We start from the raw sequence: 22,153 nt of genomic DNA on the forward strand, positions 1-22,153 counted from the left end.
CACGTCAGATCACTCCGTTCGACTTGAGCAGGCGCAGCTCCTCGTCGCCGAGGCCCAGCTCGCCGATGTAGATCTCTTCGTTGTGCTCGCCGAGCAGCGGTGAACCGGTCACCTCGACGGGGGAGTCGGAGAGCTTGAGCGGGCTGCCCACGGTCACGAACTCGCCGCGCTCCGGGTGCGGTACGCGCACCACCATCTCGTTCTCGGCCAGTGACTGGTCCTCGATGATCTCCTTGGTCGACAGGATCGGCCCGCACGGGATGTTGTGGGCGTTGAGCCGCTCCAGCACCTCCCACTTGGGGAGCGTCGACGACCACTCCTCGATCAGCTGGAACATCTTGTTGAGCTTCGGCAGCCGGGCCTGCGGCGTCGACCACTCGGGGTCGTCCGCGAGTTCGGGCCGGCCGATGAGCTCGCTGATCGGCTTCCAGCCGACGGGCTGCACGATGACGTACACGTAGTCGTTCGGGCCGCCCGGCGCGCACCTGACGGCCCAGCCCGGCTGGCCGCCGCCGGACGCGTTTCCGGACCTGGGAACCTCCTGGCCGAAGTCCTCGTTGGGATATTCAGCGAGCGGCCCGTGTGCCAGGCGTTGCTGGTCCCGCAGCTTCACCCGGCACAGGTTGAGTACAGCGTGCTGCATGGCCACGTTGACCCGCTGCCCACGCCCGGTGTGCTCCCGCTGATACAGCGCGGCGAGTATCCCCGCCACGGCGTGCACACCCGTCCCCGAGTCCCCTATCTGGGCCCCCGTCGCCAGCGGCGGCCCGTCCTCGAAACCGGTGGTCGACATCGACCCGCCCATGGCCTGCGCGACGACCTCGTACGCCTTGAAGTTGGTGTAGGGGCCGTCGCCGAACCCCTTGATGGAGGCATAGACGATTCGTGGATTGATCTCCTGGATGCGGTCCCAGGTGAAGCCCATGCGGTCGATCGCGCCCGGTCCGAAGTTCTCGACCATGACGTCGGAGCGCCGGATCAGCTCGGTGAGGATCTCCTTGCCGCGCTCGGTCTTGGTGTTGAGGGTGATGCTCCGCTTGTTGCAGTTGAGCATCGTGAAGTAGAGGGAGTCGACATCCGGGAGGTCGCGCAGCTGTCCCCGCGTGATGTCACCGGTCGGCGCCTCCAGCTTGACGACGTCCGCGCCCAGCCAGGCGAGCAGTTGGGTCGCGGAAGGTCCGGACTGCACATGGGTCATGTCCAGGACACGGATGCCTTCGAGAGCCTTGGTCATGACAAGCGCTCCTCACTTGTACATGGTCTGGTTCATGGTTCCGGGGGCGTATGCGTCCGGGTCGACCCAGACGTTGATCAGCGAGGGCTTCCCGGACTCGCGGGCGCGCCGGAGCGCTGGGCCGATGTCGGCGGGGTCACGGACCTCCTCGCCGTAACCGCCCAGCATCTGGGCGAACTTGTCGTAGTGGACGTCGCCGAGCGTGTTGCCGACCCGTTGGCGTTCCTCGCCGTACTTGGCCTTCTGGCCGTAACGGATCTGGTTCATGGAGGAGTTGTTGCCGACGATGCCGACGAAGGGGAGGTTGTAGCGGACGAGGGTCTCGAAGTCCCAGCCGGTGAGGGAGAACGCCCCGTCACCGAACAGAGCGACGACCTCCTTGTCGGGCCGCGCCTGCTTGGCCGCGAGCACGAACGGGATACCGACGCCGAGGGTGCCCAGCGGCCCCGGGTCCATCCAGTGACCGGGGGACTTGGGCTGGACGACCTGGCCGGAGAAGGTGACGATGTCGCCGCCGTCTCCGATGTAGAGCGAGTCCTCGGTGAGGAAGTCGTTGATCTCGCTGACCAGGCGGTAGGGGTGAATCGGTGAGGCGTCCGACTTCAGCTGAGGCAGCCGCTTCTCGATCGCGGTCTGCTCGGCGGCGCGCAACTCGTCGAGCCACTCCTTGCGCTTGGACGCGCCCCCATTGCTGTATCCATTAAAAGCGTGCCCGGAGGCCGCCTCGGTCACCGACTTCAGAACGAGTCCCGCGTCACCGACGATCCCGAGGTCGATGTCCCGGTTCTTGCCGACGGTCCGGTAGTCGAGGTCGATCTGCACGACGGTCGCCTGCTGCGACAGCCGCTTGCCGTAGCCCATGCGGAAGTCGAAGGGCGTACCGACGACGACGATGACGTCCGCGTTGGAGAAGGCGTACCGCCGCGACAGCTGGAAGTGGTGCGGGTCGCCGGGCGGCAGGGTGCCGCGTCCGGCGCCGTTCATGTACGCCGGGATGTTCAGGGTGCGCACCAGGTCGATGGCCGCCTCGGTGCCTCGGGTCGTCCACACCTGGCTGCCCAGCAGGATCGCCGGCTTCTCGGCATGGACAAGCAGGTCGGCGAGCTTCTCGACGGCCTCGGGGTCGCCGGCGGAACGGGTCGAGGCGCGGTAGTGCCCGGCCTTCGGGATACGCGCTTTCTCCCGCGGCACCTTGGCGTCGAGCACATCGCGCGGAATCTCCAGGAAGGAGGGCCCGGGCGCGCCGTGATAGCACTCCCGGAACGCCATGGACACCATGTCCGCCGCGCGCGCCGTGTCCGGCACGGTCGCCGCGAACTTGGTGATGGGCGTCATCATGTCGACATGCGGCAGGTCCTGCAGGGACCCCATCTTGTGCTGGCTGAGCGCTCCTTGGCCACCGATCAGCAGCATCGGGGACTCCGCGCGGAAGGCGTTGGCGACACCGGTGACGGCGTCGGTCGTACCGGGACCCGCCGTGACGACCGCGCAGCCGGGTTTGCCGGTGATGCGCGCGTAGCCGTCGGCGGCGTGGGCGGCGACCTGCTCGTGGCGTACGTCGACGACCTCTATGCCTTCGTCCACGCACCCGTCATAGATGTCGATGATGTGGCCGCCGCACAGGGTGTAGATGACCTCGACACCCTCCGCTTTGAGTGCCTTGGCGACCAGGTGCCCACCGGAGATGAGGTCCTGGCTGTTGTCGTCGGGCATGGCGAAGTCCTGTCCCTTCGTAGGGGGTTGGAACGCTCTCGCGGTACATTGCATACAGTCGACGAATACTGTATGAAGCTTGTTATCCCGCATCCGGTGGGTGGTGTCCAGGGGGCGTGCGGCACTTTTCAGACAGGAGCCGGAATGGACCTGTACGAGTACCAGGCAAGGGAACTCTTCGAGGAACACGGCATCTTGGTGCCACGGGCCGAGGTCACGGACTCGCCCAAGGAGGCCCGTGAGGCCGCCCGCAGGCTCGGCGGCCGCGTTGTCGTCAAGGCACAGGTGAAGACCGGCGGCCGCGGCAAGGCGGGCGGGGTCAAACTCGCCGCCGACCCGGCCGCCGCCGAGCTCACGGCACGACAGATCCTCGGCATGGACATCAAGGGACACACCGTCGGCAAGGTGATGCTGGCCCAACCCGTCGACATCGAGACCGAGTTCTACGTCTCCTACGTACTCGACCGAGCGGCGGGCAGCTTCCTCGCCATCGCCTGCGCGGAGGGCGGTATGGAGATCGAGGAGGTGGCGGCCGACAGGCCCGAGGCCGTGGCGCGGATTCCCGTCGACCCGGCCGAGGGCGTCACCTCCGCCAAGGCGGCCGAGATCACCGAGGCCGCCGGGCTGCCGCCGAGGACCGTCGACGTGCTCGTACGGCTGTGGCAGGTGCTCGTCCGCGAGGATGCCCTGCTCGTCGAGGTCAACCCGCTCGTGCGCACGCGTCAGGGACAGATCCTCGCGCTCGACGGCAAGGTCACCCTCGACGACAACGCCCGTTTCCGGCAGACCCGTTGGGGCGCCGGGGCCGCGGAGCACGACGACCCGCTCGAGGCGCAGGCCGCGGCCAAGGGGCTCAACTATGTGAAGCTCGACGGCGAGGTCGGCATCATCGGCAATGGCGCGGGCCTCGTGATGGCAACCCTCGACGTCGTGGCCGGCTGTGGCGCCCGCCCTGCCAACTTCCTCGACATCGGCGGCGGAGCCTCGGCCCGGATCATGGCCGACGGGCTGTCCGTCATCCTCTCCGACCCGGCCGTGAAGTCGGTCTTCGTCAACGTCTTCGGCGGGATCACCGCCTGCGACACAGTGGCCGAGGGCATCGTGCAGGCCCTGGAATCCGTCCAGTTGACCAAGCCGCTCGTGGTCCGTCTCGACGGCAACAACGCCGCGCGGGGCCGGGCGATCCTCCACGACCGGGCGCACCCCCTGATCCAGCAGGCCACCACCATGGACGGCGCCGCACGGCGCGCCGCCCAACTCGCCGACGCCGTCTGAAGGAGCCCGTCATGGCCATCTACCTCACCAAGGAGAGCAAGGTCCTCGTCCAGGGCATGACCGGCGGCGAGGGCATGAAGCACACCCGCCGCATGCTCGCGGCAGGTACGGACGTCGTCGGCGGAGTCAACCCGCGCAAGGCGGGCCGTACCGTCGACTTCGACGACCGTGCCGTCCCGGTCTTCGCCTCGGTACGCGAGGGCATGGATGCGACGGGAGCCGATGTCACCGTCGTCTTCGTCCCGCCCGCCTTCGCCAAGGCGGCCGTCATGGAGGCCGCCGACGCGGGCATCGGCCTCGCCGTCGTCATCACGGAGGGCATCCCGGTGCACGACTCGGTCGCATTCCAAGCCCACGCCAAATCGAGGGGGACGCGGATCATCGGCCCCAACTGCCCGGGTCTGATCACCCCTGGCCAGTCGAACGCGGGCATCATCCCCGCCGACATCACCAAGCCGGGCCGTATCGGACTGGTCTCCAAGTCGGGCACGCTCACCTACCAGCTCATGTACGAACTACGGGACATCGGCTTCTCGACGTGCGTGGGCATCGGCGGCGACCCGGTCGTCGGCACGACCCACATCGACTGCCTGGCCGACTTCGAGGCCGACCCCGACACCGAACTGATCGTGATGATCGGTGAGATCGGCGGTGACGCGGAGGAGCGGGCGGCCGAGTACATCCGCGATCACGTGACCAAACCGGTGGTCGGCTACATCGCGGGCTTCACCGCACCCGAGGGGAAGACGATGGGGCACGCGGGGGCCATAGTCTCCGGCTCCTCCGGCACGGCGCGGGCGAAGAAGGAGGCTCTGGAGGCGGCAGGGGTGAGGGTGGGCGGTACGCCCACCGAGACAGCGCGTCTGGTGCTCACCCGACTGGAGACGGGGGAGTGATGTCACTCATAGTTGACGTCAGGTTACTTTCCGGTGTGACGCCGCCTCGCTAGCTTCGTCAGTACGACGTCTTCCCGCAGCCATGTACGACCTCCCACCCGTCGCCCGCCGCCACCTCTCCAAGGAAGACCCTGCGGGCCCTTTTTCTCTCGACTGTGCACCGAGAGCGGAGCAATCGAATGGCACCCACCCTCACCCTCAAAGCCGGTACGTCCTGGTCCGACGCCTGGCGGCGCTGCCTCGCCGTTGCGCCCGAGGCCTTCCGGGACGACCGCGTCCTCAACCTCTGGGACTCCTCCTGGCAGACGGACGGCCGGGCACTGCCCGCCACCAGCCCGGTCGACGGCACCCCCATCGCCGGCCCGCCTCGCCTGGACCGGGCCACCGCACGGCGCGCCGTAGGCGCGGCCCTCAATCAGCACCGCGCCTGGCGTCATGTACCCCTGCCCGAACGCCGGTCCCGGGTCGCCGCGACCTTGGACGCCCTCACCGAACACCGTGAACTGCTCGCCCTCCTCCTCGTCTGGGAGATCGGCAAGCCCTGGCGGCTCGCGCAGGCCGACGTCGACCGGGCCATCGACGGCGTGCGCTGGTACGTCGACGGAATCGAATCGATGGTCGGTGACCGGTCCCCGCTGGACGGCCCGGTCTCGAACATCGCGAGCTGGAACTATCCGATGAGCGTGCTCGTTCACGCAATGCTGGTACAGGCCCTGGCAGGCAACGCGGTCATCGCCAAGACCCCGACCGACGGCGGTGTCGCCTGTCTCACCCTGGCCTGTGCGCTCGCCGCACGTGAAGGAATCCCCGTCACCCTCGTCAGTGGCAGCGGAGGTGAGCTGTCGGAGGCGCTGGTTCGGGCGCCCGAGATCGGCTGCGTCTCCTTCGTCGGCGGCCGCGACACAGGCGCCGCGGTGGCCACGGCCGTCGCGGACCTCGGTAAGCGGCACATCCTGGAACAGGAGGGTCTGAACACCTGGGGCATCTGGAACTACTCGGACTGGGACGCTCTCTCCACCGTGATCCCCAAGCTCTTCGACTACGGAAAACAACGCTGCACGGCGTATCCGCGCTTCGTCGTCCAACGGTCCCTGTTCGACGAGTTCCTGACGGCGTACCTGCCGGCGGTCCGCACCCTCAGGGTCGGCCACCCACTGGCCGTGGACAAGCGTGCCGACCCGTACCCGGAACTGGACTTCGGCCCGGTGATCAACGCGGCCAAGGCGAAGGAGCTGACCGACCAGATCGCCGAGGCGATCGACCGCGGCGCGATCCCTCTGCACCGCGGCAGGCCGGAGGATGCGCGCTTCCTCCCCGGTCAGGACACGTCGGCGTACGTCCACCCGGTCACTCTCCTCAATCCACCCCGGTCCTCCCCCCTCCACCATGCGGAGCCGTTCGGCCCGGTCGACACGATCGTCCTGGTCGACACGGAGGCGGAGCTGCTGGCGGCGATGAACGCGTCGAACGGTGCGCTGGTCGCCACACTGTCCACGGATGACAGGGCGACGTACGGCCGCCTGGCACCGCAGATCCGCGCCTTCAAGGTCGGCCACGCCAAACCGCGTTCCCGCGGCGACCGCGACGAACTCTTCGGCGGCTTCGGCGCGTCCTGGCGCGGGGCGTTCGTGGGCGGCGAACTGCTTGTGCGTGCGGTGACGCAGGGCCCGGCGGGGGAGCGGCTGCCGGGAAACTTCCCGGATTACCAGCTCATGCCGTGACGGCTGGCCGGGTGGTGCATGAGGCCGGCGGACGCCTCCCGGCGATGATCTCGTCGGCCAGCCACCGTGCGACACCCGGCGGGTAGGGCCGAGGCAGATTGAGCACAATATGGTTCATCCCGGCGGCGACGAGCTCGTCCACAGTCGCGCGCGTCGTCGCCGGGTCGTCGTACGACACGAGGAGTTGCACGGAACGCGTGATCTCGCGCGGATCACGCCCGAGGTCGGCGCAGTGCGCGTCGAGCACGCGCACGCGCTCGGCGACGAACTCCACGCTGTTGTGCGGCGGTCCCGGGATGTTCCACATGTCGGCGTGCTCGGCGACCAGCCGCAGCAGACGATTGCCCCAGCCGCCCATCAGCAACGGAGGCCCTGGTCGCTGCACGGGTTTGGGCTCGCACCGTGTGGCCCTCAGCCGATAGTGGCGCCCTTCGAAGTCGAAGACGTCCCGGGTCCACATCCGCTTGAGGATCTCGACGGTCTCGCCGAGTCGGGCGATTCCTTCCGCCGGTGGGATCAGCGTGAGCCCGTACGCCTCGTACTCGGCGATCGCCGGATTGTCCCCGGTGATCCCGCCCGCGCCGGGCGGCTGATGGGTGCCCCCGACGCCGATTCCCAGGACCAGCCGACCGCCGGAAACGACGTCCAAGGTCGAGGCCATTTTGCCGAGGACCGCGGGCGGGCGGATCCGGTTGCTGGTGACGAGCACCCCGAGGCGCAGCCGCTGGGTCTGAGCGGCCAGTGCGGAGAGCAGGGTCCAGCTCTCGTGCGCCTGCCCGTCCTTGGGTCCCGCGATGGGTTGAAGGTGGTCCCAGAGCCGGGCGTCCTCGATTTCGGGCACGGCATCGGCTTCCAGCCAGACGCGGCGGATGTCCTCGTAGGAGACGTGCATGGGGGCGGTCTTGATGCCAAAGCGCACAGACGTCATGACAGTCAGCATACTAAATCATCAGTACTGCTGACGATCAGTGCCGGATACAGTCAGGGCATGGCCAGTGATCAGCTCCCGGCGCCCCTGGAATCCCGGCTCGGCTACCTCCTCAAGCACGCGCAGCAGCGCTTCGCCCGCTCCTCCGCCGAGGCACTCGCACCTTTCGGGATCGACGGACATGAGCTGGCCGTCCTGGTGGTCCTCGCCGGCGAGGATCCGCTGTCCCAGGTGGAGGTGGCCGCCCGGCTGGGCGTCGACCGCACCACGATGGTGGCGCTGGTCGACGGCCTGGAGCAGCGCGGCCTGGTGGAGCGGCGACGTAGCGTGCAGGACCGACGCAAGAACATCGTCGAGCTGACCGCTGCGGGCGAGGAGTGTCTGCGACGGGGTGAGCGAGCTCGCCGCGAGGCAGAGCGCCGTTTCCTCGCCCCACTGGACGAGGAGGAGGCGGCCTCGCTTGTAAGGGCCCTCCAGCGCCTCGTGGCTACGGAGCGCATCGCGGAGTGAGGGTTTCGTTGCCAAAAGTAATCAATCCGGTCCGGGGTCCTCGGGCTGCACTTCCCCGTGCACGGGACGGATACGCAGGTGAAAGGTACTTCGAAACCTTGGTATTGTTGTCCCTGTCGCCGCGGGGAGCACCCCAAGGCGGCAGACACCTGGTCCGGGTGGCGGAATGGCAGACGCGCTAGCTTGAGGTGCTAGTGCCCTTTATCGGGCGTGGGGGTTCAAGTCCCCCCTCGGACACAGAGTGGGACGTTCACGAGATCGTCCCGAAGCGTTCACGAATTACCGGTCGAGTCATGTGACTCACCGGTATTTCGTCGTTTCTGGGGCCTCGAGCCTCGTGATCGGCTCGATGAGGGGGTGAGGCGGTGGCGGTCCAGGTACTGCGCCTCTCACCTGCAGAAACAGGACATGCCTGCGCGACGGCTGGTAGCCGTGGCGCAGGCATGTGGGGTTTTCAGGGGGCGGAGCGCGGCGGAGGTGCGTCACTCGCGTGGCGGAGGCTCGACCTCCTCGGTCGGAAGCGGTCGCGCCAGGGGCGGGTCGGAGGGCTCACCGGGTTGGGTGACGGCGCTCTGCGTGCTGGCCTTGCGGGGCTGGATGCCCTGGTCGCGGAGGAACCGTCGGATGGCTCTGAGGTTCGCCACAAAGATGATGACGGCATTGAGCAGGGTCTGTGCGACGCGTCCGTGCGGCAGGCGGAGCTGAGGATTGGCGATGCTGTCGAGGGCGGACTTCTTGAGGTTGCCGTTGCCGCCCTCGTTCTGACTGCGCAGTCCGGACCAGGCTTCCTGCCACAGAGGGGTGAACAGGGGGTATTTCTGCCGCCACTTCGCCAATACGGTGCCCGGCACGGTGATGCTCTTCCCCATGCAGATGTCTGGGTAGACGGGGGTGTCCCGCTTGGGCCTGGGGATGGTGGGCAGGGCTGCCGGGGCACGGACAGTAGGGGCGTCGAGGTCGACGACGGTGGACGGGCGTGGCTGGGGCCGGCGGTAGCAGGTGACCGTGGCGTGCGGCCCGAGGGCGGGGCACTGTCTGCGCTGGTCCCCTGCGGGCCCGTACTCCTTGATCTTGGTCTGGTATTCCTTCCGGGACTGGATCAGGTTGAGTGCGTGGGCGCGGTCCTCGTCCGTGCGGCTGTCGATGTATGTGGCGCCCGCAGTGATGAGCGGGGCGGGCATCAGCGGGCAGTAGAACTCGCCGCCGACCAGCCGCATGCCGCGGAACTCTCCCTGTCGGTCGACCTTGTCGTCGTTGTAGTGCTTCACCGCGTTGAGGCCGAGTTTGAGCAGCTGCAGATGCAGGTTGTGAGGCTTGGCCTGGGTGATGCCCCGGTCGGCGCAGAACAGGTCTTTGACCAGGCCTCGTTCGAAGGCCGGCTGGATGGCGCGCAGGGCGGCCGGGCCGGGTTCGGTGCCCGGGGTGTGAAGGATCATGCCGAGGCAGACCGCCGGGTAGGCGCCGGCGAGGTCGCCATGGCCATGGCCCGGGAACGCGGCCATCATGGCGTAGCGGAACTCTCTCTTCTCCGGCGCCTTGGCCCTCTTCTCCTGTGTCGACTTGGTCTTGCGAGGCGGTGGCTTGTTCGCCGTGCCACGCCGGGTGCCAGTGTTCGTGGAAGCCGCAGGTTTGCCGCTGGGTCCCGCCTTCTTCTGCTTCTTCTGCGTTCCTCCCTTCACGTACATCCCGGCGGTGATCTCAAGCGAGGCCCGGTCCTGGTGGTAGTCCGGCTCTTTGCCCCAGACCGGGACCGGAGTGTCGTCGACCGCGATGTGGCCAGGCCACCGAGCGAAGTCGCCGCGCCGGTAGGAAGCCATCACCGGAGCGAGAACCAGATCCTGGGCGATGGCCTCCAGATTGCGCACGGTGTCCTGATTGGCGCGGGCATTCCACTTCCGTCGGATCTTCTTGGCCTCGCTGAGCGACAGCCGCTTGCGGCGGTCGTGTGGTGCCGGGTCGAGGCGCCGGGTCATCGAGGCCCAGGACCGGTAGACGCGCTTCGACGTCGCGTACTGGTGGTGCGCGACGCGGTCGATCTCTTCTCGGGTTGCACCCTCGGGGATGTGCAGGTCGACGTTGGGGACGTCAAGGAGGGCCTTGGATCCTGGAGACAGGGCGAAGAAGAGTGTCTCCCATGCGTCGTTGATGTTCGCGCTCTTGCCCATGTACTGCGACAGGATCAGGCCGATCAGCACTGTGCGGAACGGGAAGCCCTTCGGGCCTGGCCGGTGCTCGTTGGAGGGAAGGCGTTCCAGTACTCCGCTGTGGCGCACGAGGTCGAAGACCTGCCTCACAACGCGGTCGCTGAGGGTACGGCCGGGGGCCTGCGGTGCAGGGCGTAAGGCGAGGCCGGTACGCCGGCAGGGTTTGTCCTCCGGGTTCTTCCTGCTCATGCCGCCGCCCCCCTCAACAGATCGGATGCCTCCGCTTCGGGCACGTCGTGGAGGAAGACGAGGTATCGCGAGAGGCTGTGCAGGGTCCCGAGTCCCGACGCTTTGAGGATCACCTTCAGCGGAATACCTGCATTCAGCAGTTCGACGAGCCAGGTCGTACGCAGCCGCTGGGTCTGCAGCACTGCACCGTCACAACGGCCGATGATCCGCGGATACCTGGCCAGCCAGTCCGATGCGATGTGCTTGCTGGTGCGGTCCTGCCAGTCTGGCCGGAAGGCGTACGCGTCTGCCGGGATGTGGGCGGCTTCCGCCAGCAGCAGTTCCTCGTAGGCGTACCGGCATACGACAGTGCGCGGACGGCGCCCGTGCACCTTGACCAGTGCCCGGCCGGTGGGGCCCGCGAGGATGTCCCGCCCCTGAACGTACACAAGATCCTCAACGGCGAGCCCGCAGCCGACGCCGAGACAGAACAGAAGACAGGCGTTGCGCCGCTGGGCGGGGGTGGGCAGGCTCTGCGCCCAGATCAGCCAGTAGGCGATTTCCGCCGGCGGGTAGGGGGCCACTGGGGCGGCGGTGGCCTTCAGCCGGATCGGCGGATGCTGTCCGAGCTGGTCCAGCAGGAGTGCTTCGGAGGCCCGGCGCAGCTGGCTGCTGCAGGTTCGGCGGCTGTTGGCGGCCATGTCGCGGCAGCCGACGAGGATGAATCGTTCGACGGTGCTCTGGTCAAGGATCACCGAGGGTTCGAGCGGGAGGCCCTGGGCCTCGACCCAGGCGACCAGCCGTGCGAGCGGCGTCATGACCACGTCTGGGCCGTAGGGTCCCGCTGCGACCGCCATGAATCCCAGCGAGCGGACGACCGGAGCGATGCGGCGCCACTGGGCGGGCGGCACCGTCTCCGCCTTCGGTGCGTAGGCCAGCAGGCGATTCGACACAGCGACCTCCAGGCGCAAGGTCCATGACAGGTGGCCGGTTAACCGGCCGCTGGTGTCAGTGTCGATCACGATCTGAAGGAACGCATCTTTATGACCGGAGGCCGAGCGCGCACGGCGCCGCCATGGAGCTACGCCGTCGATCCGGAGGAGTGGCCGGATGCCCGGATCGCCGGGGAGCCCGCCGCGGCGGTGGTCCAGACGATTGCCCGCCGCCTCGCCGCCGCCCTGCGTGAGAGGCCGGAGCTCTCGCTGCGTGCACTGGCCGCACAGAGCAACGTCGGCAGACAGACCATCGGCGATCTGCTGGCGGGTGCCACCTGGCCGGATGTGCTGACGGTCTGCCGACTGGAGCGCGCCCTGGGCCTGGCGCTCTGGCCCGGATCGAATGCGACCCAATGTGCTCATGACTGATCCCCAATTGCCTATTTGAGGCCAGTCGTGCACGCTCAAGTACGGAATGGCGCAGACGCCCTATAGCGCCACCCGTGGGAGCGCTAGAGTGAACGTGCGCGACGGACCGGAACCCTGCTAGGAGAAGCGTCCGTTCGCGTGTTTGGCGGCCTCCCTCGACCGCTAATCGAGGGAGGCCTGCTTGTTGGGTTAGGGTCGTTCTCGGGTGGATCAAGCAGCCCGGGATGACAGCACGGCCCGGAACATTCCCGGTGCTACGTTTTCCACCTCGCCAAGTTGCTTCATGCGGTTGAGGGTTTTTCCTACGGATGAGCGGACCGTCGCGTCCGCTCCCGGGCGCACCGCCGCCGCGATATCGGTGATGGACATTGCCTCTTGAGCGGCGCACAGGAGTGTGAGGATCGCATCGCGCATGCTTCCGTTACGCGGTGGCCCCAGGGCCCGAGTGCCAATATCCGGGCGCGCATCTTCGGGCGAAGGATCCTCGTCGGCGACGGAAACTTCAGACGGACCCTCCCGGGAAGGCTGGGCGGTTTCCGCGTCCTCGCCAGTGTCCGGCGGCTCTTCGCGGACATCGGTGGATTCGACGCCCTGGCACATCATCGCGTACACAGCTTCCAATGTCGCCAATTCGCCGCGCAGTGAAGTGATCAGCTCCTTCACGGCATGCAGGGCCTGACCGATGTAGACACCCTTGTCTGACGCAGGTGCGTTGGTCTGGTATCCCGCCATAGCGAACTCCTAAGGAAGGTCGCTGCCCAGTGTAGGGACGGCACACTGTGGCACGCACGCAGTTCCTGTGAGGCGCTATCAAACGGTCAGCAGTGCGCTCAAGCACGGCAAGTCCGGTCGGGGTTAGCGCAGGACTCGACCCGTCTTGGCGCAGAGTTGGCTCGTCGGGTTCGTGCGATGCCGCACCGGAACTGGTGAGACGTGCAACCACAGAATTCTGACGTGTGGATTCTGTCGAAGCTCCCGGTCTCCGGGAACGTTTGAGCGTTACGGTTCCTTCATGGTGGATGGCAAGCATCTGTCGGCGACAGAGGCCTTGGCGTCGGTGACGAAGGCCCTGGATGTTCTAGTCCTGGCGTATGACCGGGGGGAAGTCGGTGTTACCGAAACCGCCCGGGAGCTCGGTATCTCACGTTCCACCGCACACCGCATCCTGGTCACCCTGCAGCGCACAGGTTTCCTGCGCCACGATCCTGGCCAGCACGGATACTCAGCGGGGCCGCAGCTCGTACGTATGGGACTGGCCGCGATCGCCCAGCTGGACGTCCGACGACAGGCGCGCAGACCCCTGGAGGAGCTCTCCGAGAAGCTGCAGGAGTCGGTGTGCCTGTACTCCCTGGATGCGGCGGTCGTCCGACTACTCGACGGAGTCGAGTGCCGGCATGTCCTGCGCGTCAGCGTTCCGCTCGGACAGGAGCTCCCTGCCCACGTCACAGCGGCGGGCAAGGCCCTGCTCGCACTGCGCGACCCGGCAGATGTACGCGCGACACTCCCGGCCGTGCTCCCTGCCACGGCGGCAGGAAGCATCACTGAGTGGCCGCTGCTTGAAGTGGAGTTGGAGGAAGTCAGAGTCCGGGGATGGGCGGCAGACCTCGAAGAAAGTGCACACGACCTGCACGGCGTAGGCGTGGCCATCCGTAACCGCATCGGGGAACCGCTCGCCGCGATCTCCGTGTACGCGCCCGCCGTACGTCTGCGTGAACAGGACATGCCAGCGGTTGCCACGGCCCTGCAGGAGACCGCCACCACGATCGCCAGGGCAAAGTGACAGCGGGTTCCGAGGTGCCGGGACTCAAGGCCCCAACGTGATCCGCCCGTCCGGGATCCACCCCTCCAGGTATCCCGTCAACAGCACATCCACATCTGGCAGATCGCACCGTGTGCACAACTCCTGCCACTGCTCAGGCCCCGCCCAGCGTGTCGCTCCCCTCCAGGACAGATAATCCGGCGGATCACCAGCTTCAGCGAGACGAAAGACGAACACGTGCGCCTCTCGACGGCTCCGGCCTACGGGCACAGGCACCTGAGCCCAGCGGCATCCTTCAACAGCGCCCCCGCGCACCGGCATCGCGCCGACCACATCGCGGAGTACGCGCACTGCCACCTCACGGTAGGTCTCTGTGGCTCGGGCGGATCCTGAAGGGAGCACCCATCGGGGAAGAACTCCAGACAGGTCGTCTGCCACCAGCGCAAGCCGCCCGTCCGAGCTCAGCAACGCGACGAAAACCACCCGCCGCATCCTGGGAGGCGGCACGGCAGGGAGCCCCGAACTCTCGGCAGCGTCCAGGAAGACAGGCACAGTCCGATCCTGACATGCGGCCGCTTAACCGGCCACTCGTGTCCCGGATCGACGCGAGTTTCATCTCTAAGCTCAATGCGGTGAGTGTGATCCGTCGCCCCTGGGCAGCCCACAAGCCGTACGGAGATCGGCCTGGCTGAGCTTGAGACCGGTGTTGTTGAGCGACTCGAAGATGCGGTGCACGTTGTCACCGCGCTCGGCGGTGACGGCGACGAGCGTGAGCCTGGAGGTGATGGCATGCTCGAAAGCGGTAGGCGGCGGTCACTCGGTCCCCGGCAGCCTGATCCGCTGGGGTGTCCAGGATGTGCGCGGCGTACTGCGGACGGTCGGCCTGCGTTGGCAGCAGACGGTACCGGTCGGCGCCCTTGCGGCGCTTGTTGATCAGGTATTCCTCGTCCACCCGCTCGGCTTCGTCAGGTTCGGAATCCGCGATGTGATCACGGATCGCGGCCAGCGCCAGTGTCGTGAGGCGCTGCTGTCCGTCCACCACCAGCCAGCGCGGGAGCGTCGGCTCGTTCTGCGGCGAGGGCGCGAGGACCACCGAGCCGAGGAAGTGGGTGCTCCTTTTGTCCCCGGGCTCCACCAACTCCGCCTGCTCCAGGATGTCGTCCCACAACTGCGCGAGTTGTTTCTCCGTCCAGGAGTACGTCCTCTGGCAGAGCGGCACTTGGGACTGCTGTGCCCGCCCCTGTACGAGATCGGCGAACAACGTCTCCTTCGCCTGCAACTTCGCGCCCCCTCTTCACCGATGACCTTCGTCATGCGTCGGGCGGGCACTCTATGACGTCACGCCGGACGGCACGGTGATGCTTATAGTCACCCCGCCGGACTCTCCTGAGGTGTACCGGCCCCCACTCCGGCCTCCACCAGGAACGGACTCGCCTCGCCCGACCACGACACGTACAGACAGTCGCGCGCTCTGGTGCAGGCGACGAACAGCAGGCAGCGCTCCGACATCATGTCCGTCTCGTGCTGCTTGGCGTCCAGCTCGGCCGGCGTCACCGCCTTCGCGAAGGGCACGGCACCGTCGTTGGCGCCGATCACCGCGACGCAGCGGAACTCAAGTCCCTTGAATGAGTGCATGGTTCCGACGCGTACGGCATCCGCCGCGCCCGCGGTGTCGGCGGACCGCAGCGATACGGCGGGGATGCCGGCGGTCTTGAGGTGGGTCACCGCCTTGGCGCACGTCTTGTTGAACCGGGTGCTCACCCCGATCTCCTCGGCGTCGACTCCCGCATCCAGCCACGTCCGCACTTGGGCGACCAGAGCCGCGAGTTCGACGTCCTCGTCCGCCGCCGCGTGCACGGCAGGCCCGTCGCCGTGCAGGGCGGAGCGGTATCCGAGCAGCGTGTCGTCGCGGCCCTCGTCCTCCAACTGGGCGATGGGACGGCCGATGAGCAGGGCGGTGGACCAGCGCAGGATCTCCTGGGTGCTGCGGTAGTTCTTGCGCAACTTCACCGACCGCCCGGTGACCTTGATGCCGAGCGACTTCAAGGACACCTTCGAGTCGTAGATGCGCTGGTGCGGGTCGCCCGCGATGAACAGGTCGTCCGGGCGGGCGGGCACGGCCGCGCGCAGCAGACGCCACTGCGCCGGGTGCAGGTCCTGCGCCTCGTCCACCACCACATGCCGGTATTGCGGCCCCTTCTCCGCCAGCAGCCGCGCCGCCTCCGCGCAGGTCTGCAGCCAGGTCCGGGCCCCGTCCGCGGCCAGGCCGTTCGTGAACCGCTCCACTGTCTCCCACACCAGCGGCCGCTCGGCCGCCGTCAGCCGGCTCCCGCGCCCACGCCGGTCCGCCGACTCGTACTCGGCGAGGCTTCGGATGTCCTGGGCGAGGATGACGTGCCGGTACTCCTGGGCGAGGAACTGCGCGCTGCCGGGGAAGCCGGTCGCCTTGGCGGCCTTGCCCCAGCGGCTCTCCTCCTCGTTGTTCATCAGCGGCCGCAGAGCCACCGCGCCCGGCGCCTCTGCGACGACCCGGCTGGCGAATCCGTCCACCGTCGAGATGTCCACCTTCTCGCGCAGTTCCAGGTCCTCCACCAGCGACTCGAGGCCGGAGCGGAGCGCGTTGACGAGCGCGTTGGTGTAGGTGGTGAGCAGGATGCGGTCCCCGTCGCGCAGGTGCCCCAGCAGGTGCTTGACGCGGTGCAGGGCGACGACGGTCTTGCCGGTGCCGGGCCCACCGGTGACCTGGGCCGGCCCCGAGTACGACGCCCGGTAGGCCACCTTGCGCTGCGAGGGGTGCAGGAACACCCGCCAGGCCGCGAACGGCTTCTCCAGGATGTCCCGCAGTTCCTCCGGCGCCGTGACCAGCGCGATGCGCGCCCGGGTGTGCCGGATCGCCGTCTCGTAGTCCTGCGTGTCCACCGGCTGCGTCGACGCCTGGAGGGCGGGCGCGACGATGTCCTGCCACACCTCCTCGATCGGGATCCCTTCGGCGAGGTACTGCAGCACCTCCCGCTGGTCCTGCGGCAGCAGCGGCGCGAACACCTCCAACTGCTCCTTGTCGACGAGTGACCGCGCCTGCCGCAGCGTCTCGTCGTCGATGCCGAGAGCCTTAAGGTCCCCGTCGGAGAACTCCGCGAACAGCCGCTTCGGGGAGCCCTCCGCGACCCGCTCGTACGCCGGCGTGAGCTCGTCCAGGGTCGCGGCGTCCCGGATCTCGACGGCCCGCGTCACCTCGTTGATGCTGGCCTTCTGCTTCTTCGCCCAGGCGATCGCCTTGTCGTGCTGCATGACCCGCAGCAGGATGAACGTGTCCCCGGTCGGCGGAGCGAGGACCACACCGCGCCAGAACTGGTCGATGCGGATCGTCCGTATCTGCTTGTCCTTCGCGTTCGTCAGGCTCTCCAGCTTCAGCCCCTGATCCTTGAAGAGCTGATCGAGGGTGAGCTGGTTGAACTTCTCCCAAGCCTCGAGCACGCCCTTTCTGACCGGGGGCTGGAGCTTGGGGAGTTCGGCGAAGAAACCGATGTCGAAGGCGAGCTGCGGCATGAGGGGATCCTAAGGGCCGGGCGGGGTGCGATGCGGGCGGAGTGCCAGGTCAGGGGGAGGATCTGGGGCTGCCACCGTCGAGATCCAGACGGATCACGGCCAGCGTCTCGGCGACCTCGGCGGTGAGTTCGTCGTCCGGGCCGAACACCATGCACAAGTCCTCGTGCAACGGCTCCAGGACGTCGAAGGCATCCGCGGCCCGGCCCTGCGCGAGCAACAGCATGCCGATGTCGCGCCGCAGTTCCACGGCCGTCTCGCTCATGTCGCCGTCCACGGACCGGACGACGTCGAGGACATCGTGCAGTCCCGCCAACGCCTCAGTGACCTGCCCGAGTTCGCCCCGGCAGCGCGCCGCCTGCGCCCGGCTGTCCAGCGCCTCCTCACTGCCCGGGCCGCTCACCCGCCCGTACGCGTCGGCGAGCGCCTCGAACTCGGGCAGCGCGGCCCGGTGGTCGCCCGCCAACTGGCGGCTGACCGCCCGTCGCATACGCAGCCCGAGGACCGCCTTGTTCTCCGAGCCGAGGGCGCGCGCGGCGGGCTCGATCATCTCGCCCACCACCTCGGCGGCCTGCGCGTAGCGCTCCTCCTCCAGCAGGGCGCGGTAGTGCGCGTGGACCTCCCGGATCTGCTCCCGCAGCGCCTCCCGCTCGGCCGCCGGAACGGCGGGCGGGAGACCGGGCCCGGCGTCGGCACCGGCGGGCCGTGCGCCCGCGGTGCCGGCGCGCGAGCGGGGCGCGTACGGGCGGCGGAAGATCCCGGTCGGGTCGGGCGTCCCGGCGGGCCCCGCCTCCTCGGGCGTCGACTCATCGCCGGGCGGGGGCAGGAAGGGCCGCAGCCGCTCGTACACCTCCTGCACGTCCGCCGGACGCGCCTCGGGCGCCTTGCGGAGCAGGTGCAGGACCAGGGTCTCGAGCTCCGCCGGCACCTCGGGACGCAGTTGCCGCAGCGGCGTCGGGGTGGCGTTGACGTGCTGCATCATCAGTTGCCACTCGCTGTCCCCGGCGAACAGCGGCCGCCCGCAGAGCAGTTCGTGCAGCACGCACCCCAGCGCGTACAGGTCGGCGCGCGGTGTGACCCGCCCGCCGCGCACCTGTTCCGGTGCCATGTACTGATGCGTCCCGATGGGGCTGCCGGTCGCGGTCAGCTTGGTGACGTCCGTCCGCAGGATCGCCGCGATGCCGAAGTCGAGCACCTTCACCGTGCCGTCCCGGGCGACCAGGATGTTGCTCGGCTTCAGGTCACGGTGCACCACGGGCACGTCGTGCGCGTACGACAGCACGGTCGCCACCTGCGCCGCCACGGCCACCGCCCAGCTCACGGGGAGCGGCCGCTCCGGGTGCACGTACGCGGTCAGCGGCACGCCGTCGACCAGCTCCATCACCAGGAACAGTTGCTCGTACGACTCGTCGAGCACCGCGTCGTACACCTGCGGTACGCCCGGATGCTGGATCCGTGCGGTGATCCGGGCCTCGCGCCGGAACCGTTTCTCGAACTCCTCCGCCAAGTGCGGCGACGCCACGGCCTGCGGGCGGATCAACTTCACCGCGACCGGCCGGTCCAGGACGGTGTCGTAACCCCGCCACACGTCCCCCATGCCGCCGTGGCCGAACTGCTCCAGCAGTTCGTACCGTCCCGCGATCCGCCGTGGCTCCGGCACCTGGTCCCCGCCCCCGCCCCCGTCGAGTTACCGAAGTGGTCTTCGATGCGCTGGAAAGCAGTTTCGCGGGTGCGGGTTCCGCGCGTCCAACCGGGTCGCGGGCGACCTACGTGATCAGGTCACGCGGGGTGGCGCAGTCGGCGGCCCACTCCGCCCAGACGGTCTTACCTGGCCCGCCCGTGGCGCGGGGCGACCAGCCCCACCGGTCGGCCAGCGCCTCGACGAGCAGCAGGCCGCGCCCGCCGTCGCCGTCCGGCGGCGCGGTGGGAATGTGGGGCACGCGTTCACCGCGGGTGTCGCTGACCTCGATCCGTACGGTGCCGGTGGCCGGGTCGGCGGTGAGCAGGACGTGGAAGTCCCGGCCGGCCACGTGTCCGTGTCGGACGGCGTTGGCGCACAGCTCCGCCGCGACGAGGGTGACGACGTCGTGCGCGTCGCTGTCGTACGGGATGCCCCAGGCGTCGAGCCGGGTCCCGCACAGCCGCCGGGCCAGGCGGGCGCCGCGCGGGGTCGAGCTGAAGCACATCGCGAACTTGTGCACGGTGAGGGGTGATTGTGCTGCGGTCATGCACTCACGGTGGTGTGTCGTGGCATGGAGTCACCAGGGGTGACGCGCTGACGTCGGCCCTTCGTACGGGGCGGGTGGGCGCTCTGTACGTGGTGGTACGCAAGTACGCGGGGAAGGGGCCGCACCCACTTGCGGCCGTGCTCGCTGGGCCGGCGGACCGGTCAGTGGGTCAGGACAAGGACGAGGACGACGACCGCTGCCACCGCCGCGAAGACCTTCCTCCGCCCCTCCTCCGACACCCGCCGCCGGACGTCGAGTCGTCCGTCACTGCTTCGGAAGACGTAGAACTCCAGGTTGTCGGAGTAGGGCGGCGACGCCTTGACGACCGTGAGCCGCTTGATCACGACCTCTCGCTCCTTCTCGCCCTTCCGTAGGCGCAGGTGCGGTTCGAGGGCCGAGCGATGGTCAGGGGAGAGGTCGTCGGGAAGCGGATCGTGAATGCCGAGCCGGTCCGTGTGCCAGCCGCCCGAGCCCAGTTCCGAGGCCACATGCCGGGGCCGTGGGACAGGGGGTGACACTCTCTCGGTCTGTGAGGGCCACTTGATCCGTCCTGCCGTCCAGGACGTCAGGTTCCCGTGTCCAAGGCAGGTGGCGCACTCGACGGTGCCTGTCCCCTTGCACGGTACGCAGGGGATGCGCCCACTCGCCTGGCACTCCTGACACCTGACCTTCCCCCAGCCCCGGCACCCGGGACACGCGCTGTCGGGTGTCTGGCAGGCCTCGCAGTTCACCCGTTCGTCGGGTCGGTCGGCCCGGCCCGGCTTGGGAGGCCTGGGCGGGGTGCTGGGCAGACCGCCGTGCTTGAGGGTTTGCGTGCATGCGGTGACGCCCTGGCACACGGTGCATACGTGGGCGGGCTCGCACGGGCGGTACCTCATGCCGTTGCAGTCGGCACACCGCCGCCGGCCGTTGCCGCAGTCACAGGACCGGAGATGCACCGTGCCGCGCTTGACCAGGTCGAGCGGCCGGTCTCCGGGCTTCTCGTGCGGGCTCAGCTTGTAGTTTTCCAGCACGTCGTACACCGGTCGCTCCGAGAGGTCGACGGCGCCGGGCTCGTGCTGTGTCCCCTCGGTGCGTTGCTCGACGCGCCGGGTGACGGTGCCTTCAAGCAGGTGCAGGCGGGTGAGGTGGAAATCCGCAGGGGCCGCGCCAAGACGCCTGCTCCGGCCGCGTGCCAGGAAGGCGCTGAGCGCCGCGCGCACCTCGTCGTCGGACGGATCGTTGGGTGCCACCACGAAACTCGCTCCCCCCAAGTAGCGCCTCTCCCGCCCGAGACAGAGGCCGGACCGGTGCCGAGCGACCCCAGTGTGACGGGACAGGGCCCGCCGCGAAAGGGCGCGAAAAGGGAGAGCTCATGTTGCCGCCCGTCCGCGCGGCGCGCGCAGCAGTCTGTGCCGGAAGCGGTGCTCACCAAGCCTGGCCACCGCGGGCACGGCGGGCGGCGCGTCGGCCCCTGGGCGTGGCGTGACCTGTGGTGATGCCACGACGTTAACCCATCGGGGCGGGCTCGACCCCTGTGTCCGGCGAGGTGCGGCAAGAGGTGGGCAGGGCGGTGACCGTGAGGGACATGGAAGCGGAGCAGCGGCAGCAGCGGCCGGAGGACGAGCCGGGGACGGGCGTGGTGACCGCGTTCGGGCGGCAGTTGAAGCTGCTGCGGGTCCGGGCGGGGATGGATCGGGCGGAGTTCGGCAAGCGGGTCGGCTACTCGGCGGACACCGTGGCGTCGATCGAGCAGAGGAGGCGGATCCCGCAGGCCCGGTTCATCGAGCGGGCGGATGAGGTGCTGGGGGCGGGAGGGTTGCTCACGGCGTTGAAGGAGGAGGTGGGGCGGGCTCAGTATCCGGCCTACTTCAGGGACGCGGCTCGCTTGGAGGCCCGGGCTGCGGGCTTGAATCTCTACGCGGTCTACGCGGTTCCGGGCTTGTTGCAGACGGAGGACTACGCACGAGCCGTCTTCCAGATGCAGCGTCCTCTGCTGCCCGACGACATCATCGAACAGCGCTTGGAAGCCCGCTTGGCCCGACAAGAGGTCTTCAGTCGGCGGCCCGCGCCGCTGATGAGCTTCGTGATCGAGGAGGCGGTTTTACGGAGGCCGCTGGGCGGTCGGAGGGTCATGCGGGGGGTCCTGGAACAAATCCTCCTGACAGCCCAGTTGAGGCACGTTGAGGTGCAGGTCATGCCGACCAACCGTGAGGACAACGCCGCCTTGGGCGGGCCCTTTACGCTGATCGACACGGACAAAGGCCAGCGGATCGCGTACGCAGAGGTACAGGACGACAGTCGGCTCTACACCGAGGTGTCCAAGGTGCGTGAGCTGGAGGCCCGGTATGGCATCCTCCGATCACAGGCCTTGACGCCGAGCGAGTCAACCGCCTCCATCGAGAAACTGATGGGAGAGCCATGATCGTTCGCATAGCGCACGCCGTGCCAGAATCCGCCTGGTTCAAGAGCAGCTACAGCACAGGTGGCGGCGGCGAATGCGTGGAAGTCGCTGCCGCTTCCGGAGCCGTCCTCGTCAGGGACTCGAAGCGGCCCGCAGTGGCCCGGCTCGCATTCGGCCCCGAAGCGTGGACCGACTTCGTGCGGCTGGCCGCCGGGCACTGAACCGGC

At 68.4% G+C, this 22,153-nt stretch carries 19 protein-coding genes and 1 tRNA gene; 9 read left to right on the forward strand and 11 right to left on the reverse strand.

All coding sequences use genetic code 11. The features are described 5' to 3' along the window. Positions 1-4: 4 nt before the first annotated feature. Together frc and ABT186_RS23625 are read right to left on the reverse strand one after the other, a co-directional pair. On the reverse strand, positions 5-1,234 hold the full coding sequence (frc, locus tag ABT186_RS23620) for a formyl-CoA transferase (RefSeq protein WP_351926698.1): 1,230 nt from the start codon (positions 1,232-1,234) through the stop codon (positions 5-7). 12 nt (positions 1,235-1,246) lie between these two features. Then, positions 1,247-2,947 (reverse strand): thiamine pyrophosphate-binding protein, encoded by a 1,701-nt coding sequence (locus tag ABT186_RS23625; RefSeq protein WP_351236538.1) that lies wholly within the window; start codon positions 2,945-2,947, stop codon positions 1,247-1,249. 144 nt (positions 2,948-3,091) lie between these two features. Between ABT186_RS23625 and sucC the strand changes: the two genes are divergently transcribed. From sucC to ABT186_RS23640, 3 genes are all read left to right on the forward strand, one after another. Next, complete coding sequence (sucC, locus tag ABT186_RS23630) at positions 3,092-4,222, forward strand: ADP-forming succinate--CoA ligase subunit beta (RefSeq protein ID WP_351236540.1); 1,131 nt, start codon at positions 3,092-3,094, stop codon at positions 4,220-4,222. A gap of 11 nt (positions 4,223-4,233) precedes the next feature. After that, positions 4,234-5,118, forward strand: coding sequence for a succinate--CoA ligase subunit alpha (gene sucD / locus ABT186_RS23635; RefSeq protein ID WP_351236541.1), 885 nt, complete (start codon positions 4,234-4,236; stop codon positions 5,116-5,118). A gap of 179 nt (positions 5,119-5,297) precedes the next feature. After that, positions 5,298-6,839 (forward strand): aldehyde dehydrogenase family protein, encoded by a 1,542-nt coding sequence (locus tag ABT186_RS23640; RefSeq protein ID WP_351926700.1) that lies wholly within the window; start codon positions 5,298-5,300, stop codon positions 6,837-6,839. On the opposite strand, the gene ABT186_RS23645 is transcribed toward ABT186_RS23640, so the two are convergent. Beyond that, positions 6,829-7,767: an LLM class flavin-dependent oxidoreductase gene (locus ABT186_RS23645; RefSeq protein WP_351926702.1), complete on the reverse strand. Its 939-nt coding sequence runs from the start codon at positions 7,765-7,767 to the stop codon at positions 6,829-6,831. The genes ABT186_RS23640 and ABT186_RS23645 overlap by 11 nt on opposite strands. A 60-nt stretch (positions 7,768-7,827) precedes the next feature. Between ABT186_RS23645 and ABT186_RS23650 the strand changes: the two genes are divergently transcribed. Further along, positions 7,828-8,277: a MarR family winged helix-turn-helix transcriptional regulator gene (locus ABT186_RS23650; RefSeq protein WP_351236547.1), complete on the forward strand. Its 450-nt coding sequence runs from the start codon at positions 7,828-7,830 to the stop codon at positions 8,275-8,277. 152 nt (positions 8,278-8,429) lie between these two features. Further along, positions 8,430-8,514: transfer RNA gene (locus tag ABT186_RS23655), tRNA-Leu, on the forward strand. A gap of 245 nt (positions 8,515-8,759) precedes the next feature. On the opposite strand, the gene ABT186_RS23660 is transcribed toward ABT186_RS23655, so the two are convergent. Beyond that, entirely contained in the window at positions 8,760-10,670 is a 1,911-nt protein-coding gene (locus tag ABT186_RS23660; protein ID WP_351926704.1) for a hypothetical protein, read from the reverse strand. Further along, on the reverse strand, positions 10,667-11,671 hold the full coding sequence (locus tag ABT186_RS23665; protein WP_351926706.1) for a hypothetical protein: 1,005 nt from the start codon (positions 11,669-11,671) through the stop codon (positions 10,667-10,669). Before ABT186_RS23665 ends, ABT186_RS23660 begins: the two co-directional genes overlap by 4 nt. Before the next feature lie 21 nt (positions 11,672-11,692). Between ABT186_RS23665 and ABT186_RS23670 the strand changes: the two genes are divergently transcribed. Further along, positions 11,693-12,013 carry a helix-turn-helix domain-containing protein gene (locus ABT186_RS23670; RefSeq protein WP_079259476.1) on the forward strand — a complete coding sequence of 107 codons (321 nt, stop codon included), beginning with the start codon at positions 11,693-11,695 and terminating at the stop codon, positions 12,011-12,013. A gap of 210 nt (positions 12,014-12,223) precedes the next feature. On the opposite strand, the gene ABT186_RS23675 is transcribed toward ABT186_RS23670, so the two are convergent. Further along, positions 12,224-12,745 (reverse strand): hypothetical protein, encoded by a 522-nt coding sequence (locus ABT186_RS23675; protein WP_351926708.1) that lies wholly within the window; start codon positions 12,743-12,745, stop codon positions 12,224-12,226. A gap of 280 nt (positions 12,746-13,025) precedes the next feature. Between ABT186_RS23675 and ABT186_RS23680 the strand changes: the two genes are divergently transcribed. Continuing rightward, complete coding sequence (locus ABT186_RS23680) at positions 13,026-13,793, forward strand: IclR family transcriptional regulator (RefSeq protein ID WP_351926710.1); 768 nt, start codon at positions 13,026-13,028, stop codon at positions 13,791-13,793. Positions 13,794-14,511: 718 nt separating this feature from the next. Here the strand turns inward: ABT186_RS23680 and ABT186_RS23685 are convergent. From ABT186_RS23685 to ABT186_RS23705, 5 genes are all read right to left on the reverse strand, one after another. Then, a complete protein-coding gene (locus ABT186_RS23685) occupies positions 14,512-15,051 on the reverse strand; it encodes a DUF262 domain-containing protein (protein ID WP_351926714.1) in 540 nt (179 codons plus the stop codon). Between the two features lie 89 nt (positions 15,052-15,140). Next, positions 15,141-17,318: a UvrD-helicase domain-containing protein gene (locus tag ABT186_RS23690; protein WP_351926716.1), complete on the reverse strand. Its 2,178-nt coding sequence runs from the start codon at positions 17,316-17,318 to the stop codon at positions 15,141-15,143. Positions 17,319-17,367: 49 nt separating this feature from the next. After that, positions 17,368-18,912 (reverse strand): serine/threonine-protein kinase, encoded by a 1,545-nt coding sequence (locus ABT186_RS23695; protein ID WP_502973296.1) that lies wholly within the window; start codon positions 18,910-18,912, stop codon positions 17,368-17,370. A gap of 169 nt (positions 18,913-19,081) precedes the next feature. Further along, entirely contained in the window at positions 19,082-19,543 is a 462-nt protein-coding gene (locus ABT186_RS23700) for an ATP-binding protein (protein ID WP_351926720.1), read from the reverse strand. Between the two features lie 161 nt (positions 19,544-19,704). Next, complete coding sequence (locus ABT186_RS23705; RefSeq protein WP_351926722.1) at positions 19,705-20,778, reverse strand: DnaJ-like cysteine-rich domain-containing protein; 1,074 nt, start codon at positions 20,776-20,778, stop codon at positions 19,705-19,707. Positions 20,779-21,110: 332 nt separating this feature from the next. On the opposite strand from ABT186_RS23705, the gene ABT186_RS23710 reads away from it, so the two are divergent. Beyond that, positions 21,111-21,947, forward strand: coding sequence for a helix-turn-helix domain-containing protein (locus tag ABT186_RS23710; RefSeq protein ID WP_351926724.1), 837 nt, complete (start codon positions 21,111-21,113; stop codon positions 21,945-21,947). Then, entirely contained in the window at positions 21,944-22,147 is a 204-nt protein-coding gene (locus ABT186_RS23715; protein ID WP_351926726.1) for a DUF397 domain-containing protein, read from the forward strand. The genes ABT186_RS23710 and ABT186_RS23715 overlap by 4 nt, the downstream gene beginning before the upstream one ends. Positions 22,148-22,153 lie beyond the last annotated feature (6 nt).

This window comes from Streptomyces sp. NPDC001634 (assembly GCF_040298185.1).
In the GTDB taxonomy this organism is placed as follows: domain Bacteria; phylum Actinomycetota; class Actinomycetes; order Streptomycetales; family Streptomycetaceae; genus Streptomyces.